Origin of the sequence: Zhihengliuella sp., assembly GCF_031178195.1 — a bacterium.
GTDB lineage: Bacteria > Actinomycetota > Actinomycetes > Actinomycetales > Micrococcaceae > Zhihengliuella.
The window spans coordinates 39,696-61,009 of record NZ_JAPSJL010000010.1; the positions used below are offsets into that span (position 1 = coordinate 39,696).

Consider the following 21,314-nt stretch of genomic DNA (forward strand, 5'->3'; position numbering starts at 1 on the left):
CCGCGCCCAGAAGGACGGCGACCGCCCAGCCGTATCGGCTCGCTAACGCTCGGCGGCGGATTCTTGCAGCAACGCCTGCACCGGGACGTCCCACCGATCGCACTGAAGTCCGAGCCTTACGGGCGGGGGTCGAACGGCCCGTCACCTGATGTCGCACCACGGCGTCGTCACGGCCTGCGCCTCCGCACCTGCCCTCCGGTAGTAAACGCGTGCCCGATAGCGGCCAGGGGGCTGCTCCTTCCAGGAGAACTCAGAGGTCGCACTGTAACTACTACCGTCGACAGCTTCAGAGCCACGAAACAGCTTGACCGAAATTTGATGCTCAGCCGCGCCCGAGACCCTTAGACGGAGCGTCGATCCCTCGGCCCAGATGAAGGGGTGGATATCACCTGCCCGAGGCCGAGGTGTTGCGGCCCGCCGAGCCCCGCTGCCACCTGCGTCGTCGGTTCGGCGGCTGCGCTCGATAGCGAAGGCATCGACGAAGTCGCGAAGATAGTCCCTGTAAACCGGTCCAATCGCCGAGTGCGGAGTCCCCGGGAGCACCGTCAAGTCGACGCTGTGCCCGAACGAGCGAACGTGATCGACCCATGGAAGCGCATGGGACTTGTAGTGGTGATCGCCTTCGCCAACGAGGAACTTGATGCGCGGCAGACGCGTCTGATCGGTGAGAACGTCGAAAAGCATCCGATCTAGCGTCTGTACGTCTTCAGGTGATGTGCCCCCGGTCATGAACTCAAGAATATTCGGGTGCGGCTTGCTGACGAACGAGCCGATTCGAGTCTGCGGTGCGCCGACTACTACTGCGCCGGATCCGTAAGTGATCCCGTGGTACAGGGCAGCCGCTCCACCCTTGGACGAGCCGGCGAAGACGACGTCCTCTCGGTCGGTCCCACACTCGGACGCAATTTCGTCGACGAGCTCCTGCACCGCACTGCTGACCGCGGGATTGCCATGATCGAGCAGATAGTAGCATCCCTGATCGCCGAAATCATCGAGAATATAGAGGGCATTGACAGGAATCCCCGAAAGCGAATGGCGATAATTATATGTGAAGAACCCCGGCGTGCCGATCGCGGACAAAACGACCACCAGGGGGGCGCCCGGAGCCTCAACCCGGTCAAGCAAGTAGTTCAGCTGCGGCTCCGTCTCGGACCGTTTCCACAGGTTTCGCCCGTCCACCACCGCCAATTCCGCGTAGTTGTAGCTGCCACGTACAGCGAAGCGAGTCGAGAGCCGCGCGGCCGCTCCCTCGAATGCGACCCTCACGACATCACTCGGCTCCGCCGATCCAAATTCTGGGAAGCTCCACCCGAGGTGTCGAGGACCCGTCTCGCCTCGGTGAACCGACACCTGAGTCGGAACATCCGCTTGGATCAGGGCGTCTAGAAGCTTGTCATTGCCTCGATACACCTCGAATCCCTGCCCGTGCGGCACAACCTGGAGATCGGGTGCGATATTCCAGAACATCTCCCACGAACGCGACTCGGCCGTGCTGGACATGAGTTCGTCCTCGACGACCACTTCATCGTGATCACTCTCTGTCGCAACCGTGACACTACGCCGATGCACGGCGTTGGGGAGTCGACCGGTCTCCGCAGTAGCCATGAAGCCTGCGGCGGTCTGGATCGCTTCAGTCATACGGACCGTCTCAGCCTTGCCATCCGTCCTGCTAATGCTCCGCCCGTCCACGACCACGTTATTGTGGGCAAACTGACTGAATCCGAACTGCGTCATCGGATCCTTGTAGTTATACCCGTACGGGCCAGCTTCCGACAGCAATGGCCTTCCGAGGGAATGGATGACGACCGAGAGATCGTCCGAATGCTTATGGTAGTCCGCGTTGTACGCCGCAGTGAACATGACCCATGTTGCGCGCGGATTACCCCAGCCGGAACGATGGATTGCGTAGCCGGACGCTGGCAGGAGCAGAGTCGTCCCCTCGGGCTCCTCCCCCTTCTTGCCCTGCGTCACAGCGAAATCGTACTGCGGACTCCCAAATACGCGTCCCGCATGGCTCCGCAAAGGCTTGTTGACCGAGTCGCTCAACAACGGATAGTTCCCCGCCGGCGTCACCGCGTGCGTGGCATACTCGGCGGCTCGATGAAGGAGTTTTGCCAGTGGGATACTTCGCGGATCTCCAAGGCGCTCCAGATACTCGACATGTTCCGTCAAATGATAACAAATCATCTGATGATAGGACGGCGAATTCTCCACATGCACGCCCTCGGACGTGAAACAGGTGGTGAAATATCTTTGCAGTCTGTCTAAGGCTACTTCGCGGCAGGTGTCGCGGAACTGGCGGGCGGTCCACGAGGCCAGACTTGAGTAATGGCGGAGGGCGAGGTCTTGAAACATTCCATGGTTGTTGTTCCCGGCATGGAAATCTTCCTGCAGAAGGATACCTGCCGTCGCGTCGATAGCCTGGCGGAATCGAACTCCCTGCTCGGGAGCGAGATAGTCCGACACGAAGGGCTCGACCAACAACCAGTTCTTCAAGCGTTGAGCCGTGGTCTCGTCATGATAAGCCATCGGGTGATGCGGTGAACTCGTATCCCAGCCCATCTCCCGCACCCAGTCGTCCACGAGTCGGAATACAACGGGAACGGTCTGCTCTGGTTGGGTTTCGAGGCCGGTCACCCAGTCAGCGAGGAAGAGAAAGCCATGGAGATACCGGTCGCGAGTGCGGTCGCCCACGGACGTCCAGAGGTCGCCATCAGAGTATGGGAGGTCACCGAATCGCGGCGCCCGGATCATTTCGGCCTCGAGGAAGAGCTCGACCGCCGCCTCGCTCGCCGCCCCTTTCCGTCGCGGAAGCTTGGCGTACGCATATTCTTTCAGGGCACCATCGTTGAGAGCGTCCTGACGACTAATCGATGTCATCTCATTCTTTCTCGCCTGAGTGAGGCACTTTCCTCTCAGACGAAATCAGCTACCACCCTATCGGCGGAACGTGTTGGCCAGCGTACCGATTCCCTCGATCTCCACCTCGAAGCGCTGCCCCTCGCGGAGCAGTCCGACCCCCGCCGGCGTGCCGGTCAGAATAACGTCGCCCGGCAGAAGGGTGAACGCCTGCGAGGCGAGTGCCACCAGCTCGGGCACGGACCAGATCATGTCGGCCGTCGTACCGTCCTGCTGGATCTGCCCGTCGAGCCGCCCGGTGACGCGCACGTCGTCGGTGTCCAGATCGGTCTCGATCCAGGGACCGAGCGGGCAGGAGCCGTCCCAGCCCTTGGCCCGGCCCCACTGCGGATCGGTCTTCTGGGCATCACGAGCCGTCAAATCGTTCGCGCACGTGTATCCGAACACGACGTCGGGCACCTTCTCCAGCGGGACGTCCTTGCAGATGCGGCCAATGACCACGGCCAGCTCCGCCTCGAAGGAAACCTCCTCGGAAAAGCTCGGAAGCGTGACGGGGTCGTTCGGACCGGTCACCGCCGTGTTGGGCTTCAGGAACATCAGCGGTGAAGCCGGGACATCGTTGCCGAGCTCCTTCGCGTGTTCAGGGTACGTCCTGCCGAAGGCAACAATCTTCGAGCGCGGGATGATCGGCGCGACCAACCGGACGTCGTCCAGCGGATGCTGCTGTCCTGTCGGTTGGATTCCTTGGTAGAACGGGTCGCCGGCGATCGCGGAGACGGTGTCTCCGTCGACCACGCCGTACAGGGGGTCGCCATCAACTACGAAACGAGCAATACGCATGCGCTCTACAATACGTGCGAAGCCGACGCAGTGCCGACCGGCAACGCTCAGGCCAGGCGGGTGAGCCAGCCGTGCTGGTCCTCGGCGGTGCCCGTCTGGATGCCCAAGAGCTGCTCGCGGATGCTCATGGTGACAGAGTCCGCCGGCAGCGCCGGCGTCGTGATGGATTCCTCTGTCGTCTTGAGCTCCCCGATCGGGGTGATCACGGCGGCAGTGCCGCACGCGAAGACCTCCCGCAGATGACCGTTCTCAGCGGTGCGGCGCCACTCGTCGAGCGTGATCTTGCGTTCCTCCACCGTCAGTCCGCGGTCCTTGGCCAGCTGGATGACGGAGCTGCGGGTCACGCCGCGCAGGATGTTGCCGTTGAGCTCCGGCGTAACGATCCTCCCGTCGTCGAAGACGAAGAACACGTTCATACCACCGAGCTCTTCCACGGCGTTGTCGTTGAATGGGTCCAGGAACAGCACCTGCTTGCAGCCATTGGACTCGGCCTCCATCTGTGCGGCCAACGAGGCGGCGTAGTTTCCGCCGCATTTCGCCTCCCCGGTGCCGCCACGGCCAGCACGGGCGTAGCGCGTGGACAGCCAGATCGAGACCGGCTTGAGCTCGCCGCCGAAGTAATTGCCGGCAGGCGAGGCGATGACGCGGTAGGAGACTTCGCGGGCGGGCCTGACGCCGAGGAACGCCTCTGTAGCGATCATGAAGGGACGCAGGTACAGCGCTTCCCCGTCGCCGCTGGGAACCCAGGACCGGTCCGTCTGGACCAGCTGGCGCAGGGAGTCGATGAAGACTTCGGTCGGCAGTTCCGGCAGAGCAAGACGCGCCGCGGACTTGTTGAAGCGCTCCGCATTCGCCTCTGCGCGGAAAGTCCAGACAGTGCCGTCAGCGTGGCTGTAGGCCTTCAATCCTTCGAAGATCTCCTGGCCGTAGTGCAGCACCGAGGCTGCCGGGTCCAGAGCGATGGGTCCGTAGGGCTCGATCCGGGCGTTGGACCAGCGGCCGCCGTCCTCGGACCAGTTCCAGTCGACGACGGCGGTGTGATCGGTGAAGTGGTCGCCGAACCCTGGGTTGGCCAGGACGGCGGCGCGCTCCGCGTCGCTCTTGGGAGTGGTTGAGAGCTTCTGAGCGAATTCCATGGGGATGCGCGGTTCCTTCTCTTCACGAATGGGCGTTCCGTGCCGCCGTGTGAGGTCGGCGGCACGGGTTCAGCCTAAGCCACGAGCGCGGCGATCGCATCGCCGACCTCGGCCGTTTCCCGGACGTCGCTCATCTCCGCCCGCGAGGTGATGTCCTTCTCCACCGCCGCCTCGACGCGGCGGGCTGCCTCCGGGAGGCCGACATGGTCCAGGAGCAGCGCTGCCGAGAGGATCGCGGCCGTCGGATCCGCTTTCTGCTGGCCCGCGATGTCCGGAGCCGAGCCGTGGACCGGCTCGAACATGCTCGGTGCCGTCCGGTCCATGTTGATGTTGCCGGAGGCAGCCAGACCGATGCCTCCGGTCACCGCTCCGGCCAGATCGGTGAGAATGTCGCCGAAGAGGTTGTCCGTGACGATCACGTCGAACCGGGCGGGGTCCGTGACCATGAAGATCGTCGCAGCGTCGATGTGCATGTAGTCGAGCTCGATATCCGGGTAGTCGGCCGCGATCGTCTCGACGGTGCGCTTCCACAGATGTCCGGCGTGGACGAGGACGTTGTGCTTGTGGACCAGGGTGACCTTCTTCCGCGGGCGACGCGAGGCCCGCTCGAACGCGTCGCGCACGACGCGCTGGACGCCGTAGGCCGTGTTGACCGAGACCTCGGTGGCGATCTCATGGTCGGTCCCGGTGCGGACTGCTCCCCCGTTGCCGACGTAGGGGCCCTCGGTACCCTCGCGGACGACGACGAAATCTACCTCGCCGGGGGTGGCCAGCGGGCTCGGAACTCCGTCGTAGAGCTTCGCGGGGCGGAGGTTCACGAAATGGTCCAGACTGAAGCGCAGCTTGAGCAGGAGCTCCCGCTCGATCAGGCCGGAGGGGATGCGTGTGTCGCCCGGAGCGGCGCCTACTGCTCCGAACAGGATGGCGTCGTGACGGCGGAGGCTCGCCAGCGTGTCGTCGGTGAGAGTCTCACCGGTCTCGAGCCAGTGCTGAGCTCCGAGCTGGTACTCGGTGAAGGAGACCCGCGCCTGCTCGCCCTCGAGCGCGCGCTTCATCACCTTGATGGCCTCGGCAATGACCTCGGGGCCGATGCCGTCGCCCGGGATTACGGCAAGATCGATGTTGCGTGTAGTCATGCCTCCAGATTAGAACGTCCGTCCGCAGTGTGGACACTGAGGTTCGCATCGTGAGACATCGGTTCGGAGCGGCTCTAAAATGCCATTATCATTGTCGAAGCAACCGAGCTAGGAAAGGCCTCCTCGAAATGAGTGTTCCCGACTTTGGGCGACGGATTCGCTTCCTCAGCCCGCAGGAGGCGCGTCAAATACCGGAAGTTCATGCCCATGCGCGTGCGCTTTATTCCCGCTTCGGAAAAATAACGCGGCAATCGGTTCACGATGCAAATCGACAGAAGAATGCCTTTTTTGATTATCTTTCATGGTTGCGCGTCACGCAAGGGCAAAGCGCTGCATTCGCTCATCTCGATGCATATAGCCAGGCGGGATTCGCTGTATCCGGGGCTGTCGTCGCAATTAACATTCTGACTCAGAATGACTCGGATTTCGAGGTCCGGTTTGCTCGACTATCCAACCTAGCTGATCTTCATCCGGAGAATCCCTACGTGATCCGCGTCTTGGCGGCCACCGCTCTTGCAACAGGTCGGCTCGGCGAGCTCGAAAAGACCTTGGACGGATTCGTTGCGGGGAAGGCGGCCCTCACTAGCGAGGACGCCGTCCACAACGCGGACACGGCCGCACTGGCTGGCTTCTGGGACCTAGCAGCGGCGCTTGTGGCCGACCTCGACGGAGAGTCAGTCCCGGTGGCCCTTCGTCAGAGAATCGAGATGGGACGGCGCTTTCGCAACCATGGGGATGCGAATTTCTCGGCTCACATCATCAATATGCCCCAGGACCAACGACGGCTCGATCTATCGACAAAACTCTTCGCAAAGATGGATATCAGCCTTAAGCGCTTCGAAGCAGTCGATGGACGCCGGCTTCCCGCGTTCGCCCGGAACTCAGTGATAAGCACCCGCGCCCTACCGGACCTCGGAGCCGGGCTCATCGGATGCGCCCTGAGTCACATCGGCGTCTGGGAAGAAGTTTCCAAGGGCACCGAGGACTACGCACTGATCCTCGAAGACGACGCGATTCCCTTTGGGTGGGCTCCGATAGCTGACATTGTTGGGCAGGCACCCGGCAAAGAGCTATATTTCGTGAACGAGAGAATGTCGTCCTACTCCACGACTGGCACCCTGGCCGGAGTAAGTCCTGTCTGGGATGTCCTGGGTCGATGGCCGGGAACGTCGAACGGCTGGGGCCTGGATGGGTACATTTTGAGCCGATCCGGCGCCAGCAAACTCCTCGCGGCAATCGAGAAGGATGCGATCATCGGTCATATGGACGGACAAGTCGGTTCGTACTGCGTTCCGAGTGTGGACACGCGAGTAACGGGAGCACAGGCGACCAGTCAGTCCGTTCGGCGCCGGATGAACTCAGGACTCGTACTCGATGCCGTGGCACTCAACTTCCCGCTCGTCAAACAGCAGAACTTTGGTACGTCGACCCTAGCGGCAGTCTCGGCCAGCAGAAACTAGGGCCAGATGTCTGGCAGCGCAAGTTCCGTCACGAACCGCCCGGCCCGGATGGCGTAAATCCGCCCGGTCGGACCGACCACGGGGTACTCGAAGTGGCCTCGAGCCAGGATCGCTTTGACGGAGCGATCTCTCTTGATCGCCGTGATCTGTCCACCGCTGCCGTGCACAAGCGTGTCCCTGGATCCATGGTAGGCGAGCCTGTTCGTCCGATATCCCCGGGACGTCCGCGTGCCGAAGAGGTCGATCCGGCCCCTGACTCGCCCCGTCCCGATGTCGAGGATCACGATGCCGTCTGCCACGGCGACATAGAGCTCGCGGCCGACCACGATGGGGGAATTAATTTCGCCTTCCCCCTCCAAGACCGTCTGCCAGTGATTGCGGCCCCGGGCAGGGTCAAACAACAGCACGGAGGCGCTTGACCGAGAATCTGGCGCTCCGTAGGCACCACGCTTCGAGGTGGTGATGACGACGCCGCTCTCGGCCATTGTGAGCCCAACGATCGAGTGGTCTCCGGCTACCTCACCCCAGTCGTTCAGAACGGTCTTCGTCCGGAGGTCGAGCCGTAGCAGGCTTCCGCCGCTCTTTCCCTGCGAGGGGACGGAGCCGACGAAAGCTTGAGAGCCCGAGACTGCGAGGCCGAAAGGACGGGATTGCGCGTATTGCTGCTGGAGACTGCCGAAAGGCTCGACTCGCAGAGTTTCCAGATCGATGGTGGCGATCTGGCAGGCGGGATACGAAGCGACGACCAGCCGGTCGTCGACTTCTACCATCGACTCAACTTGCTCGAAGTGTCCCTCGCCTCGAATCGACGCGATACGCTCTAGCCCGGGCCCGAGGACAGCCAGTGAACTGGCCTGGTACCCACCCGCGTAGACCTGCCCGCTGGCCCCTGCATTCAAACTGTGGACTTTTTGCGCCGACTCTTCAATCTCGAGAGAACACCAATATCGAAAACTTGGACTGTCGAGCAGGACGCGTCCAACGAGATATTCGGAGTTCTCGCGGCTTCTGGCAACGTATCGAAGCCAGGGAAAGTTGCTGCCCGGGTTCTCGATCTCGGCATAAAGCGGCCACTGGCGGAGGTTCTCCATATCGAGCAGGCGAACCGTCTTCCCGGACGGGAGATCGCGTGCGCACAGCCCGTGTGAGTCGAAGTAGAAGAGTCTGTTGCGGACCCGTCCGGCGAACGCCGACAGCGCAGGGGGGTCGATAGCCTCGAATGTTTCCTTTCGAATGTCGTATATCGCTGTGCGAGTCCGGCCGTCCAGGCCTCTGTAGCCCGCTACGACGATGTCGTCCCAGGCCTCAATCCATTGCACATTGCCACTGGCCGCGGCGTCCGGCAGCGGAATCGTCCGCTGGCTCTGCTTCGTTGCCTTGTCGAGCACGACGAGCCGTGGTCGAGAACTCCCGGTGCCGCCCCACACCTTTTCCCTCGTCACCGAGACGCAGCTGACGTAGTCGGTGTCGCTGGCGATCAGGGGCATCAGGGGCATCAGGGCCACGGTGCGCTCACGGGGATCGGCTCGCAGGAATCGACCTCCCCCCGTCGGTCCGTACACTCCCGCCCAGACAATGCCATCGTCGTCGCACCGCGGATCGTAGGCGTCCTGGAAAGCCGCTTCGGTCCGCGGCCAGGGGGTGACCGTGCCGCCAGGCGTCAGAGAATAGACCCCGCCCGCGGAGACGATGACGAGTTCCCCGGACGGCAGCGCGGCCATTTCCTGGACTCCGCGCTGGGCAGACGTCACCTGATCGACGGCAGCCAGTTGTTGCCCGTTCATCGTGTCGACGAACTGGACCTGCCGGCTGAGCCCAGTGCAACCGACTACTAGGATCTCCGGGCCTTCGTCTCTCACGAGGAAACGGAATACCGTGGCCGCACGGGACGCAACGGGGTCCGCATGAGATCTGACAACCAAGTCGGGGCCAGAGTAGATCGTGCGCGGGTTGACCGATTCTGCGGCTGGTTTCGAAGGTCCGGTAACTCTCGTCGGCAGCTGAGAAGGTGCAACATTTTCGGCAGCCGGCAGGATTCCGAGAACCGCTGCTGCGCGTAGGAACTGCCGACGCCCTACTCCTGGAAATGGGAGGTGGCGTCTCATGTCGACCCTCTGCGTCACGCGGCTCCGCTGGCGTCTATCGCCGATCGGAAGGCTTGCAGGATCTCGTGTTGGCGGGCGCGGAGCCGGGCTCCCGAGATCTGGAATACGGCGTCGTCGATGCTTCGCCAGGTCATCGAATCGTCGACGGTCAGTGCGTCCTCGAACGGGCGACCGACTGACGAGAAGTAGTCATAGAACTTGAATGAGCCGCCCGGATGGAGGCTCCCCAGATCAAGCCAAGCATTCGGAATCCTCAGCGCGTCCGACAAGATCAGGCCGTGAAGGGATTGGCTAAGGATGACCTCGCACTGCGACATTTGGCTGAGGATCTCTTGGAGGTTGTCCGTGCGGAAGTCGATCACGGTGTGCTCGGGAAGCCCGGCGGTGAGTTCCGCGAAACGGCTTCGACCGATCCACCCGACGTGAGGAATGACTCCGAGACGGTGACGGACGCCGCGTTGCTCATGTACCACTCGGGACACGAGCAAACCAGGGTCTCCAACGGTGGTCTGTTCGGTCATTGACTCGGGAAGCAGCGCCTTGGACAGGTAGCCGCGGACTGAGTGCAGCTTCAGCCCATCGAGGTGGACGTTGGGAGGCTCGGGCTTCATCAGCCCGGAGCCGACCACGTGGATCTCCCGCACCATCGTGTTGTCAGCGGCGCCGGGCAAACTCCAGGCCCAACCAAGTACAGATCCAGCCCCGACGATGTCGGCGGATGCCATAGGACTGAGCTCGGCGTCTATCTCGAAGAGCTCTTTGAGGAGGATGGGAGTCAGTTCGTCGCCCAGGTTGTGGCCACCATTCCGGGACCTCCACCAGTAGAGTTTGACGGACATTTCTCTCCTCACCTGTTCCAGATATTCGCCGCCCTCACTCTACCGGTGTGAATCGGAGCCATCGGGACGGGTCCCCTAGGATCGGACCCATGAACTGGCACCGCAGGGTCGATCGTTGGGTCCGTGAGCACCCACGCAGCGTGGACCTCGTGGGTGCACTGGTGCTGTGGTTCGTCACGACCGTGGCCAGCGCCGGAGTGGCGGGCGGTCTCGGTGCCGGGTCCCAGACAGTCCTTGCCACCCTCCTATCCAGCGCTGAAACCCTGCCTCTGATCTGGCGCCGGTCCCATCGGCGAATCAGTGCGGCTGTGATCGTCATGGCCTGCCTGATGCATCTCGCCTTCCTCCAGGGCTTCCTCCCCTCCCTCGTCGCTGTGCCGATGGTCGTCTACACGCTGGCGAAGTACGGTACCCGCTGGGAGTCGCTGAGCGGACTCGGCCTGTCCCTCGTCGGCGCTGCGTTCTCCGCTGCTGCATTCGGTGGCGTGACTGCCGACCGGACTTTCGCGTCGATCGTGGCGTCGACGGTCATCATCGGGCTCAGCATGCTCGTGGTCTGGACGTACGGAGACCTAGCTCGCACTCGGTTGGTAGCGCTTCAAGCGCTCCACGACCGGGCCGAGCGTCTGGAACGAGAGCAGGTCGCGGAGCGGGCAGCTGCAGCCGCCGACGAACGCGCCCGGATCGCCCGCGAGATGCACGACATCGTGGCCCACTCGCTCTCGATCATGATCACCCAGGCCGATGGTGCCCGGTACGCAAGCCGGTCGAATCCGGCCGTAGCCGTCGAGGCGCTCGAGACGATCTCAATGCAAGGGCGTGAATCCTTAAAGGACATGCGCCGGCTGTTGGGAGTTCTGCGCGGTGAGGACGAGGCTCAGTACCGGCCCCTGCCGGGCATCGCCGATCTGGAGCAGCTCGCCAAGCAGGTCCGGCTCGCCGGCCAGCAGGTGGATCTATACATGGTCGGCTCGCCGAGCCGCGCATTGCCGAACGGGGCGGAACTGGCGGTCTATCGGTGCGTCCAGGAGTCCCTCACCAATGTGGTCAAGCACGCTGGCACCGCCGCACGGGCTACTGTGACGATCGACTGGACCCGAAACGGCGTCACCGTCAGTGTGACCGATAATGGACGCGGTGCGCTCGCCGACGCGTCCACCGCCGGCTCCGGCCGGGGTCTCGACGGCATGCGTGAGCGCGTCGAACTGTACGGCGGACAAGTATCGGCAGGCCCGCTAGCCCGCGGCGGATTCGTCGTTCGCGCCTTCATTCCATATCTGGAGACAGCATGACCACCAGTGATCCCACAGCCGCCATCCGCGTCGGCCTCGTCGACGACCAGAAGCTGGTCCGCAGCGGTTTTCGCATGCTCATCGACTCACAACCGGACCTCGAGGTCGTGGCGGAGGCCGACAATGGGCGCGAGGCACTGGGCTCCCCTGCGCTGGCGAAGGCGGACGTGATACTGATGGATATCCGCATGCCGGAGCTCGACGGCATACAGACGACGGAGCGACTTCTGGACGGCGTCGACGGCGGCGGTCCCAGAATCATCGTCCTGACGACTTTCGATCTGGACGAGTACGCACTGGCTGCCATCCAGGCGGGTGCGAGCGGTTTCCTCCTGAAGGACGCCCCTCCGGAGGAACTGCTGGAAGCGATTCGGACCGTCCACCGAGGCGACGCCGTGATCGCACCATCCACGACGCGGCGACTGATGGACCATATGGCACCCATGCTTCGCTCCAATTCGAAGACCAATCAAGCCGACGTAGTCGCCGTCGAGTCGCTGACAGCTCGTGAACTCGAGGTATTCAAACTCATCGCCCTCGGCCGTACCAATCCAGAGATTGCTCGCGAGCTCTTCCTCTCCGAGGCGACGGTGAAAACCCACGTGCGTCATGTGCTGGCCAAACTGCAGGCTCGCGATCGTGTCCAGGCCGTCGTCATCGCCTACAGGGCCGGCGTGGTTGCGAACTGATGCGCGGTGTGGGTACGCGCCTCGTCGCATAGCGATCAGGTTGTGGCCTTAGCCCCGAAACGGTCGGCCAGATCGCCGGCCAGCGAGCGCTGTGACTGCCGGCCTGTCTGGAGCAGGACAATGAGCTCGGAGAGCAATTCGGCGTCGGGCGGAAGGTGTCCTTCGGCGAAATCCGCCACCGCCACTGCGTGACTCTCGTCGCGGCTGAAGACCCGGGCATGGCCCGGGCCATCCTGCCGATCCCACTCCGCGCCCTCGAGCCACGGCTCGAGATGGTTCTCGCGATGCCAATCGCTCCAGTTCTGGAGGTAGAGCAGTCCCGCACTGGCTCCGACGGCCGCGGCGCCGTCGAGCCGCGTCTGGATCCGGCCATTGATCCGCGCCTCGACGCTCTGAATCCAGTCCGGGCCGGTGTAGACGGAGGAAGCGAGTCCGAGGACCTTGCTGAGGTACGTCCGCACAGGACCGGGGTGGTACCGCAAGGCATCGGTCTGGGCATTCCAGACCAGCCCGGAGGCGCGTTCGGCGAGCTCCTCCATGAGCGCCAGCGAGGCGAACCCGGCCCCTGAACCACCGACCAGCAGGAGGGGCCGTCCGGCTCTCTCCGCCAGCCCTCCGAGGACCGACGCCAATTCGGCCTGGAATCCGTCCTGCAGGCGGCCCGTGTACCACGCGAGATTGACGGCAGCGTCGACGTCCACACCCGGATCGGCGACAGCTACAACCGGCATATCGAGCCCACCGGCGATCCCGAGGCCACTGAAGAAGGGCCCCGCCTTGGACCCTCTCCCCGTGACGGCGCCGGCCAGGAAAGTCAGCACATGGGCGTGGGAGCTATCCGTCAGCGGGTTCCCGCGAAGGAAGAGATCCAGAACGAGTCCGCTCTCCAACCGGATCGCGTGCACCCCGTCCGGCAATGACCCCGCCGCCCGGAACTCTGTCGGTGACCCCCACTCGTGGACCGGGACCCGCCATGCCGCATAATCCTTGACCAGCTTCTCAGCCTCCACTGCCATACTCCCCCTCCGTACCGGACGTCACACGATCCCGGCTACTTTAGTGCACCGTCCGCGAAGTCGTCGAAGACCGCCTGGACACCGTCGTCGTAGACGAGGATCGACTGGCCGTCGGCGCTGCGGCCGTAGGGTGCCTCCGGAACGTCGTGGCCGATCTTCTGAAGATCCAGTCGGTAGGTCCACGCGGCGAACGTCAGCGCCTCCTCGGCGGTGAGGTTCGTCTGGACGTGCGGATCGACCAGCGTCAGGGACTCGGCCAGTGCCGCGGGACCGGTGCCCAGGACGTGGACCGCGAAGCCGAGCAGCGCGACGCCCTGGTGGAAGCTGCGGTCGAAGTCCCCGCCCGGAAGCGTCTTCCGCTCGCGCACGAACATGAGCGCGTCGTCCGGGTCGAGGGTCGATGTTCCCTCCGGGACAGTTTTGACGGGCACCGGGGCCTCCAGCGTGAGGCCGCCGAGGTCGGCGACGATCGACTTGAATCCCTCGAACCCGGTGAGGATGTAGCCCTGGGGCTGGATCCCGGTCGCGTCGGCCACCGCCTGCACCTGGGCCTCGGGGCCACCCTGCAGCAGGGCCGAATTGATCTTGGCGGTTCCGCCTCCGGGGATCGGCACCCAGAGGTCGCGCGGTATGCCCACGATGCCGGCGCCGCCCGCCCCGTTGACCCCGAGCAGCTGCAGCGCGTCGCCGCGTGCCCGGTCGATCTTCTGGCCTTCCTTCTCGCGAGCGTCGGAGCCGATCAGCAGGACGTGCCGCTGATCGCCGAGGACCGGTTCCTCAATCCCGAGACTGGGCCACCAGCCCCCGACGATGCTCCACCCGTCCGGTCCGGCGACGGCCAGCGTGACGTCGTCCCCGGCTGTGAGGACCGCGAGCTTCTGCTCGTTCCAGGCGCCGACGGTCGCCTCGACCGCCACTCCGCCAGGCGCCGGTTCGCGCTGTGCGGCGGCCTCCACGGCGAGCGCCCCGCTGGCGACGTCTCCCCCGCTGTACCAGTTGACGGCCAGGTCCGCGAGGGCCGCCGGCATGTCCCCCGTGTCGACGACAGGCGCGGGAGTCGACGACGATTTCGACGTGGTCGTCGACGTGGTCGTCGGCGCGGGCCGGGGTTCGGGCTCGGGCGACGAGCAGCCGGCGAGCGCCAGCGAACCGGCCAGCGCCACGACGAGGACGGCGAGCGGCGGGCCAGCGGCGTCTCGTCCGGTCAGCCGGCGTGGCAGAACTCTCATGGCACCATCCTGCCATCGTCCACGTGGCTCACTGTCCCTCGACGCAGGGCTCTGCCCCGCTCCCCGGCGGGACCCCGCCCCGGGCCGCCTACCAGGAACCACGACGCGACCCCTCGGCCCGTCCGCCGGTCCGTCCCTCAGCCCAGCAACCCGCTCGTCTCATCCCGGGGGGTGAGCCGGCGGCGGCGAGTTCGCGCCGGTGGGACGATGTGCGGGGCCAGGGCCGGAAAATAACGTGGTCATCATGAGCACACACATGCCCTCGACACTCGAGAACTCGACCCGGCCCGCGCCGGCCATCGCCGTCGGCGCGCGCGGCCTGACCAAGGTCTACGGAACAGGCGCCACGCAGGTGGAGGCCCTCGCCGGAGTGGACATCGACTTCCCCGTGGGTCGGTTCACCGCCATCATGGGTCCGTCCGGCTCCGGCAAGTCCACCCTCATGCACTGCCTGGCCGGACTCGACTCGGCGACGAGCGGGCAGATCGTCATCGGCGACGTGGACATCACCGGGCTGCAGGACACCGAGCTGACGCGTCTGCGGCGGGACAAGGTCGGCTTCATCTTCCAGGCATTCAACCTCGTCCCGACGCTCACCACGGAGCAGAACATCCTCCTGCCCCTGCAGCTCGCGGGACGGAAGCATGACAAGGCGTGGTTCGCGACCGTGATCGACACCCTCGGCCTGCGCCCGCGGCTGGGGCACAAGCCCCACGAACTCTCCGGTGGCCAGCAGCAGCGCGTCGCGGTGGCCCGCGCTCTGCTGACGCGTCCCGACGTCGTCTTCGGCGACGAGCCCACCGGCAACCTCGACTCGCAGACCGGCGCGGAGGTCCTCTCGCTGCTGCGCGCCTCGGTCCGCGACTTCGGCCAGACCATCATCATGGTGACCCACGACCCCGTCGCCGCGAGCTACGCGGACGACATCGTGCTGGTCCGCGACGGACGGCTCGAGGGCCGCGTGCCGGCGACCACCCCGCAGGAGATCGCCGCCGCGCTCGCGCGGCTGACCACCCAGCACGACGACGCCGCTGCCGCGCGCTCGGCGGACGCCCGGGGGGCTGGCGCATGATGACCCTCGCCTGGGCGAACGTGCGCAGCTACGCGCGCCGCTACATCGCCGTCGTGCTGGCCGTCATGATCGGTACGGCGTTCCTCGCCGCGACCCTCATGGTGGGCTCGAGTGCCACGGCGTCCCTCCAGCAGTCGATCGGCGCCGGTTACAAGCACGCCGACCTGATCGCCTCCGTGGACTTCGACGCCTACACCGGCGAGGTCCCTGACGCGCCCTACAACCCCGGCATCCTCGCCGAGGTGGAGGGACTGGACTCCGTCCGCGACGTCCAATCGGACCTCAGCGCGGGTGCCCGGCTCGGCTCGGGCAACTCGACCTTCCAGTCCAGGCTGCACAGCGTGCCGGACACCCCCGACTTCCGCAGCACCGAGCTCGCGGAAGGAGAGTTCCCGGACTCGCCCCACGAGCTGACGGTGGACACCGCGACGGCGGAGCGCGCCGGGATCGACGTCGGGGACACCGTCTCCCTCGCGATTCCGACCGGGGAGCAGGAGCCGGCCCCGGTCGCTTACCGGGTGACAGGTCTGACCGAGGTCAGCGCCAACCCGGCCATGGGCGCCTTCACGGAGGTGGTCGTGACGCCGGCGAGCCTCCAGGAGGCGCTCGGCGGGGCGACCGGCGCCAACTCATTCCAGCTCAAACTGGCCGAGGGCGTCGACGCCGGTGCAACGGCCGACGAGGTAGCCGGCGTGCTCCGCGCCGCCGGCGTGGAGCACCCGCAGGTCCTCACCGCAGCCGAGCAGACCGTCCAGGACGTCGCGTCGCTCTCCGGCGGCTCCGACCAGCTGACTGTGGTGCTCCTGGTCTTCGCCCTAGTGGCGCTCGTGGTCACCGGCCTGGTGGTCACCAACACGTTCTCCGTCCTGGTCACCCAGCGCACCCGCGAGCTGGCGCTGCTGCGCACCCTGGGCGCGGCCCGCCGCCAGATCCGCGGTGCGGTGGTGCTCGAGTCCGTCATCATCGGCGTCGTCGCCTCGGCGCTCGGCGTGCTGCTGGCCATCGGCGTGATGTCCGGTCTCATCGCCTACGTGGCGACCCTGCCCGGCACGGCGTTCGCGGTGCTCTCCGTCCCCGCCTCGAGCGTTCTCATCGGCCTTGGCGTCGGCACCGCCATGACGATCCTGGCCGCCTGGATTCCGGCCCGCCAGGCCACCCGCGTGGCTCCACTGGCTGCGCTCCGCCCGGCCGACGGCGCCTCCGTGCGCAACCGTGCCGGCAGGGCCCGGCTCGTCCTCGGCGGGCTCGGCGTGCTCCTCGGCGCCGCGCTCCTGGCCTTCGGCGCGGTCAACGCGAACCTCCTGGTCTCCTTCGCGGGCGGATTCGTCTCCTTCATCGGCATCCTGATGATCGGCTCGCTGTTCCTGCCGCCCGCCGTCTCGGCGGTGGGCCGCCTGGTCTCCGGTACGGGTGTGCCGGCCAAGCTCGCCGCCCTGAACTCCGTGCGGAACCCGGGCCGGACCACGGCCACGGCCACGGCGCTGCTGATCGGCGTCACCCTGGTCTCGATGATCCTCGTCGGGGCACAGTCCGCGAAGGCGACGTTCGACCAGGGCCTGGCCGGAGAGTACCCCGTGGACGTCACGGTCCAGCACGACGGCGTCGCGGCCCCCTTCGGTGCCGACGCCGCGGACCGCCTGACGGCCGTCGACGGCGTCGAGCACGCCGTCCGGCTCGTTCCCGTGGCCGACTCCGAGTACGGCACTGTCTACGCCGCCGATCCCGAGGCCCTAGGCGCGGTTCTGAACGATCCGTCGCTGGTCCCGGCCGAGGGCGAGATCCTGCTGCCGGACACCGCCTTCGACGAGACGGTCGTGAAGGAGGCCACCGTCGCCGGCGACTCCTTGACCGTGCGCCCCACCGACGTCGATGCCTTCGTCCCGCTCGTCACCGCGAACACGGCCGCGAGCTGGGATACGGCGGTCACCGTCGCTGGGCAGCCCTCCCCGGCTGACCTGCCGGCGATCCTCTGGGCGGATGCGAGCGACTCGCTCGATGTCGCCGGGGCCCAGGAGCTGCAGAGCATCATCGCCGCGGCACTCGGTGTGGAGGACTACTCCGTGGGCGGCGGGCTCATCGAGCGGCAGATGTTCACCACGGTGATCGACATGCTGCTCATGGTGGTCACCGGCCTCCTGGCCGTCGCCGTGCTGATCGCGCTGATCGGCGTGGCGAACACGCTGAGCCTGTCCATTCTGGAGCGCACCCGGGAGAACTCCCTGCTGCGCGCCCTCGGTCTAACCACCCGTCAGCTGCGCGGCATGCTGGCACTGGAGGCGGTCCTGATCGCTGGCGTGGCCGCCCTCATCGGCCTCGGCCTCGGCACGGCCTACGGGCTGCTCGGCACGCAGTCCGCGCTCGGCTTCCTCACCCAGGTGATCGTGGACCTCCCGTGGGTCCAGCTGGCGGCCGTCCTGGCCGTGGCGGTCTGCGCCGGACTGCTGGCCTCCGTGGTCCCGGCACGCCGAGCCGCCCGCCTCTCGCCGGTGGCGGGCCTCGCCACCGAGTAACGGCAGAGCGTGGCGTGGCCCCCGCGCACTCCGTGCCGGGGCCACGCCTGCACACTCGGCTGAGAACCGGGGACGGCGCCCAGAGCAGGCGCAGAGAACAGAGGACGACGGCGGTAGGGAACCTACCGCCGTCGTCCTCTGTCATGTGCGCTCTGTCATGTGCCCTCTGTCAGGGGCTGGGCTCAGCGCGCCGCAGTCCCGCGCGATCGCGTGTCCGGTCAGCTCAGGCCGCGGGTTCCTCGTAGCGCGGGAAGACCGGCGCCGGGTCCGGCAGCTCGGTGCCCGGCTCGAGCGGCATGTCAAACGCCGCGAACATGCGGGCGGCGCCCTCGGGCTGGCCGAGCACGTCGAGCAGCCGGCTGGCCGCCTCCGGCACGACCGGCTGGACCAGCAGCGCCACGCGCCGCACGACCTCCAGCGTCACGTACAGCACCGTGCCCATGCGATCGACGTCGGTCTTGCGCAGCACCCACGGCGCCTGGTCCGCGAAGTAGGCGTTCGCCTCGCCCAGGACGTGCCAGACCGACTCGAGGGCCCGGCTGAACTCCTGGCGGCTGTAGAAATCACGGTTGGTCTCCAGGAGCCGGCCGGCCAGATCCAGAATCGCGCGGTCCGCGTCCGTGAACTCCCCGGGCTCGGGGACGCACGAGGCGCAGTTCTTCTTGACCATGGACAGCGAGCGCTGCGCCAGGTTGCCGAGATTATTTGCCAGGTCCGAGTTGATGCGCCCGACGATCGCGTCGTGGCTGTAGCTGCCGTCTGCCCCGAACGGGACCTCGCGCAGGAAGAAGTAGCGCATCTGGTCCAGACCGTACTTCTCGACGAAGTCCGCGGGAGCCACGGTGTTGCCGAGGGACTTGGACATCTTGACGCCGTTGTTGTGCAGGAAGCCGTGGATCATGACGCGCTTGGGCAGCTCCAGTCCGGCGGACATGAGGAACGCGGGCCAGAAGATCGCGTGGAAGCGGGAGATGTCCTTGCCGATGACGTGGACGTCGGCGGGCCAGTACTTCCGGAAACTGGCCGACTCGACGTCCGGGAATCCTGCGCCGGTGAGGTAGTTGGTCAGCGCGTCCACCCACACGTACATCACGTGCTTCTCGTTGCCCGGGACGGGCACGCCCCAGTCGAACGTGGTGCGCGAGATCGAGAGATCATCCAAGCCGCGCTCCACGAAGCGGATGACCTCGTTGAACCGGGAACGGGGCGCGCCGAAGTCCGGCTGGCTGCGGTAGAGGTCCAGCAGCTTGTCCTGGTACGCGGAGAGCCGGAAGAAGTAGGACTCCTCCTCCGTCCAGGTCACCTCGGTGTCCGTCTCCTTGGCGTAGCGGACGCCGTCCTCGCGGACCTCGGTGTCCTCCTCGGAGTGGAAGGCCTCGTCCCGGACGGAGTACCACCCGGCGTACTTGTCCAGGTAGATGTCCCCGTTGGCCTCCATGCGCCGCCAGATCTCCTGGGCGGCGTCGATGTGGTCCGGATCCGTGGTGCGGATGAAGCGGTCGTAACTGGTGCCGAGCTCGTCGTTCATCTGCTGGAAGGCGTCGGAGTTGCGCTGGGCGAGCTCCCGCGGGGAGAGTCCCATCCGCTGGGCCGTCTGCAGCATCTTCTGGCCGTGCTCGTCGGTACCCGTCATGAAGAAGACGTCGTGCCCGTCGAGCCGCTTGAACCGGGCCATGGCGTCCGTGGCGATGACCTCGTAGGCGTGGCCGATATGGGGCTCGCCATTGGGGTAGGAGATCGCCGTGGTGATGTAGAAGGGGGGCTGCTCGGTGGAAGTCACCCAAGAGAATTTACCGCATGGACGGCGGTTCCCCGGCGGTGCGCGGCCGGCTGTGAAGAGAGCCGGCACCGCGTCGTCGACGCCGTGCCGGCTCTCGCCGTTCGTCTCTCGGCTCCCACCGTCAGAATGGGCGCCAGCGCCTCCCCGGCACCGCCGTGCGGGGAGGCACCCCTGCTGTAGATCAGCAGGACTCGAGATTCGCCACCTTCTGCGAGAGCACGCCCTCGCCGCCCAGCAGGGTCACCAGTTCGACGCCGGCGTCCGCATGCAGGATGTCCTTCAGCGAGGCCGCGGGAACGCACGTAGGACGCGAGAGGTAGATCGGCGTAGCGTGCCAGCCCGCCGAGGCAGCTCCGGCCAGAGCATCGGGGTAGTTCATACCCGTCGCGAGCATCACCTCGCGCGAGATGCCGAGCAGCTCCCGATTCACGAGGAGGTTGGTGTGGTAGCGGTCCTTGCCCGAGTAGCGGAAGGTGTCGATGCCGTCGGCCTCGAGTCCGGATTGGAACCCAGCGGAGATGACACCGTTGCCACCCACCAGGGACGCTTGGAAGATCCCGAGCTCGTCCAGGAGGGCGACCGTCTCCGCGTCGGGGCTCGTGCTGGTTCCCCGGACGAGAACCACGGGCACCTCGAGCGCACCGGCGAGGGGCGCTGCGGACAGGGCATCGGGGTAGTCGAGGCCGGTGGCCAGGTAAGCCTCCTCGGCGCCCTCCGGGAAGACGGAGCGGGCGATGTTCGCGGCCGTCTCGTACCGGTTGTCGCCGCCGACGCGCTCCACGGCCTTCTCTCCGACGATTCCTGCGACGGAGTCCGCCACGGTTTGGCTGACGGCACCTTCGCCGCCCACGAGGACTACCTTGTACGGCGCGAGGCGCTTGATCTCCTCGGCGACCGTGGGGTCCAGCGCGCCGGCGGGCGTCAACAGCACAGGTCCGCCCTCCGTGGCCGCCGCCGGACCGGCGACCAGTGCATCGGCGAAGTCGTGTGCCGTCGCCAGGTAGACGACGCTGGAGCCCCCGGGGAAGTAGGTCTTGGAGATCTCCACGGACGTCTTCATGCGGTTGCTCCCGCCAAGCCGGTCGACCTCGACACCCGGCGGCACAGCGGCCGGCTGGGCGGCGGATGCCGCCGGCACGGCCGTGGCCGTCAGGGCGGCGGCGAGAAGACCGGCGGCGACGGTTCGGCGGACGCGGGCGCGCCCGGAAGCGGGCGCGGAGGAAGTCAAGGACATAAGAGTCCCCTTCGTGAATGCACCTGATGAGTGCGAGCGAGAGTCACCCGAAATGGTGTGATGAGCAGAAAGATACCACCCGGAGCAACCGTTTCAGCGGCCGATGCAGAAACGTTG

15 protein-coding genes are annotated in these 21,314 nt (G+C 65.9%); 5 read left to right on the forward strand and 10 right to left on the reverse strand.

Annotation, left to right across the window (positions count from 1 at the left end; translation table 11 throughout):
- Positions 1–141 precede the first annotated feature (141 nt).
- The 4 genes from RIN46_RS12980 to RIN46_RS12995 all read right to left on the reverse strand — a co-directional run bounded on the left by RIN46_RS12980 (position 142) and on the right by RIN46_RS12995 (position 5,971).
- Complete coding sequence (locus RIN46_RS12980; RefSeq protein ID WP_309081936.1) at positions 142–2,880, reverse strand: heparinase II/III family protein; 2,739 nt, start codon at positions 2,878–2,880, stop codon at positions 142–144.
- Positions 2,881–2,937: 57 nt separating this feature from the next.
- On the reverse strand, positions 2,938–3,699 hold the full coding sequence (locus tag RIN46_RS12985) for a fumarylacetoacetate hydrolase family protein (protein ID WP_309081937.1): 762 nt from the start codon (positions 3,697–3,699) through the stop codon (positions 2,938–2,940).
- Between the two features lie 47 nt (positions 3,700–3,746).
- Entirely contained in the window at positions 3,747–4,835 is a 1,089-nt protein-coding gene (locus RIN46_RS12990) for a branched-chain amino acid aminotransferase (protein WP_309081938.1), read from the reverse strand.
- Between the two features lie 74 nt (positions 4,836–4,909).
- A complete protein-coding gene (locus RIN46_RS12995; RefSeq protein WP_309081939.1) occupies positions 4,910–5,971 on the reverse strand; it encodes a 3-isopropylmalate dehydrogenase in 1,062 nt (353 codons plus the stop codon).
- Between the two features lie 128 nt (positions 5,972–6,099).
- Between RIN46_RS12995 and RIN46_RS13000 the strand changes: the two genes are divergently transcribed.
- Complete coding sequence (locus RIN46_RS13000) at positions 6,100–7,431, forward strand: glycosyltransferase family 25 protein (RefSeq protein ID WP_309081940.1); 1,332 nt, start codon at positions 6,100–6,102, stop codon at positions 7,429–7,431.
- Here the strand turns inward: RIN46_RS13000 and RIN46_RS13005 are convergent.
- Complete coding sequence (locus tag RIN46_RS13005) at positions 7,428–9,290, reverse strand: hypothetical protein (protein WP_309081941.1); 1,863 nt, start codon at positions 9,288–9,290, stop codon at positions 7,428–7,430. The two genes, RIN46_RS13000 and RIN46_RS13005, sit on opposite strands and share 4 nt — an antisense overlap.
- A gap of 260 nt (positions 9,291–9,550) precedes the next feature.
- Positions 9,551–10,375: a polysaccharide pyruvyl transferase family protein gene (locus RIN46_RS13010; protein WP_309081942.1), complete on the reverse strand. Its 825-nt coding sequence runs from the start codon at positions 10,373–10,375 to the stop codon at positions 9,551–9,553.
- An 89-nt stretch (positions 10,376–10,464) separates the two neighbouring features.
- Here RIN46_RS13010 and RIN46_RS13015 point away from each other — a divergent pair, with 89 nt between their 5' ends.
- Both RIN46_RS13015 and RIN46_RS13020 read left to right on the forward strand, forming a co-directional pair.
- Positions 10,465–11,667, forward strand: coding sequence for a histidine kinase (locus RIN46_RS13015; protein ID WP_309081943.1), 1,203 nt, complete (start codon positions 10,465–10,467; stop codon positions 11,665–11,667).
- Positions 11,664–12,356, forward strand: a complete 693-nt coding sequence (locus RIN46_RS13020; protein ID WP_309081944.1) for a response regulator transcription factor — start codon at positions 11,664–11,666, stop codon at positions 12,354–12,356. Before RIN46_RS13015 ends, RIN46_RS13020 begins: the two co-directional genes overlap by 4 nt.
- 35 nt (positions 12,357–12,391) lie before the next feature.
- On the opposite strand, the gene RIN46_RS13025 is transcribed toward RIN46_RS13020, so the two are convergent.
- Both RIN46_RS13025 and RIN46_RS13030 read right to left on the reverse strand, forming a co-directional pair.
- Positions 12,392–13,366, reverse strand: a complete 975-nt coding sequence (locus RIN46_RS13025; RefSeq protein WP_309081945.1) for a hypothetical protein — start codon at positions 13,364–13,366, stop codon at positions 12,392–12,394.
- A gap of 41 nt (positions 13,367–13,407) precedes the next feature.
- On the reverse strand, positions 13,408–14,601 hold the full coding sequence (locus tag RIN46_RS13030; RefSeq protein ID WP_309081946.1) for an LCP family protein: 1,194 nt from the start codon (positions 14,599–14,601) through the stop codon (positions 13,408–13,410).
- Positions 14,602–14,845: 244 nt separating this feature from the next.
- Here RIN46_RS13030 and RIN46_RS13035 point away from each other — a divergent pair, with 244 nt between their 5' ends.
- Both RIN46_RS13035 and RIN46_RS13040 read left to right on the forward strand, forming a co-directional pair.
- The gene (locus tag RIN46_RS13035) at positions 14,846–15,673 is read left to right on the forward strand and encodes an ABC transporter ATP-binding protein (protein WP_309081947.1); all 828 of its coding nucleotides are present in this window, start codon (positions 14,846–14,848) and stop codon (positions 15,671–15,673) included.
- Entirely contained in the window at positions 15,670–18,183 is a 2,514-nt protein-coding gene (locus RIN46_RS13040) for an FtsX-like permease family protein (RefSeq protein WP_309081948.1), read from the forward strand. Before RIN46_RS13035 ends, RIN46_RS13040 begins: the two co-directional genes overlap by 4 nt.
- Before the next feature lie 223 nt (positions 18,184–18,406).
- Here the strand turns inward: RIN46_RS13040 and metG are convergent, their stop codons facing one another.
- Together metG and RIN46_RS13050 are read right to left on the reverse strand one after the other, a co-directional pair.
- The gene (gene metG, locus RIN46_RS13045; protein ID WP_309081949.1) at positions 18,407–19,963 is read right to left on the reverse strand and encodes a methionine--tRNA ligase; all 1,557 of its coding nucleotides are present in this window, start codon (positions 19,961–19,963) and stop codon (positions 18,407–18,409) included.
- 181 nt (positions 19,964–20,144) lie between these two features.
- Positions 20,145–21,197 carry a cell wall-binding repeat-containing protein gene (locus RIN46_RS13050; protein WP_309081950.1) on the reverse strand — a complete coding sequence of 351 codons (1,053 nt, stop codon included), beginning with the start codon at positions 21,195–21,197 and terminating at the stop codon, positions 20,145–20,147.
- Positions 21,198–21,314 lie beyond the last annotated feature (117 nt).

Excerpts from the sequence above, each read along its gene's own strand:
- RIN46_RS12980 (WP_309081936.1), bottom strand. The coding sequence starts at position 2,880 with ATGACATCGATTAGTCGTCAGGACGCTCTCAACGATGGTGCCCTGAAA.
- RIN46_RS12985 (WP_309081937.1), bottom strand. The coding sequence starts at position 3,699 with ATGCGTATTGCTCGTTTCGTAGTTGATGGCGACCCCCTGTACGGCGTG.
- RIN46_RS12990 (WP_309081938.1), bottom strand. The coding sequence starts at position 4,835 with ATGGAATTCGCTCAGAAGCTCTCAACCACTCCCAAGAGCGACGCGGAG.
- RIN46_RS12995 (WP_309081939.1), bottom strand. The coding sequence starts at position 5,971 with ATGACTACACGCAACATCGATCTTGCCGTAATCCCGGGCGACGGCATC.
- RIN46_RS13000 (WP_309081940.1), top strand. The coding sequence starts at position 6,100 with ATGAGTGTTCCCGACTTTGGGCGACGGATTCGCTTCCTCAGCCCGCAG.
- RIN46_RS13010 (WP_309081942.1), bottom strand. The coding sequence starts at position 10,375 with ATGTCCGTCAAACTCTACTGGTGGAGGTCCCGGAATGGTGGCCACAAC.
- RIN46_RS13015 (WP_309081943.1), top strand. The coding sequence starts at position 10,465 with ATGAACTGGCACCGCAGGGTCGATCGTTGGGTCCGTGAGCACCCACGC.
- RIN46_RS13020 (WP_309081944.1), top strand. The coding sequence starts at position 11,664 with ATGACCACCAGTGATCCCACAGCCGCCATCCGCGTCGGCCTCGTCGAC.
- RIN46_RS13030 (WP_309081946.1), bottom strand. The coding sequence starts at position 14,601 with ATGAGAGTTCTGCCACGCCGGCTGACCGGACGAGACGCCGCTGGCCCG.
- RIN46_RS13035 (WP_309081947.1), top strand. The coding sequence starts at position 14,846 with ATGAGCACACACATGCCCTCGACACTCGAGAACTCGACCCGGCCCGCG.
- RIN46_RS13040 (WP_309081948.1), top strand. The coding sequence starts at position 15,670 with ATGATGACCCTCGCCTGGGCGAACGTGCGCAGCTACGCGCGCCGCTAC.
- RIN46_RS13050 (WP_309081950.1), bottom strand. The coding sequence starts at position 21,197 with ATGTCCTTGACTTCCTCCGCGCCCGCTTCCGGGCGCGCCCGCGTCCGC.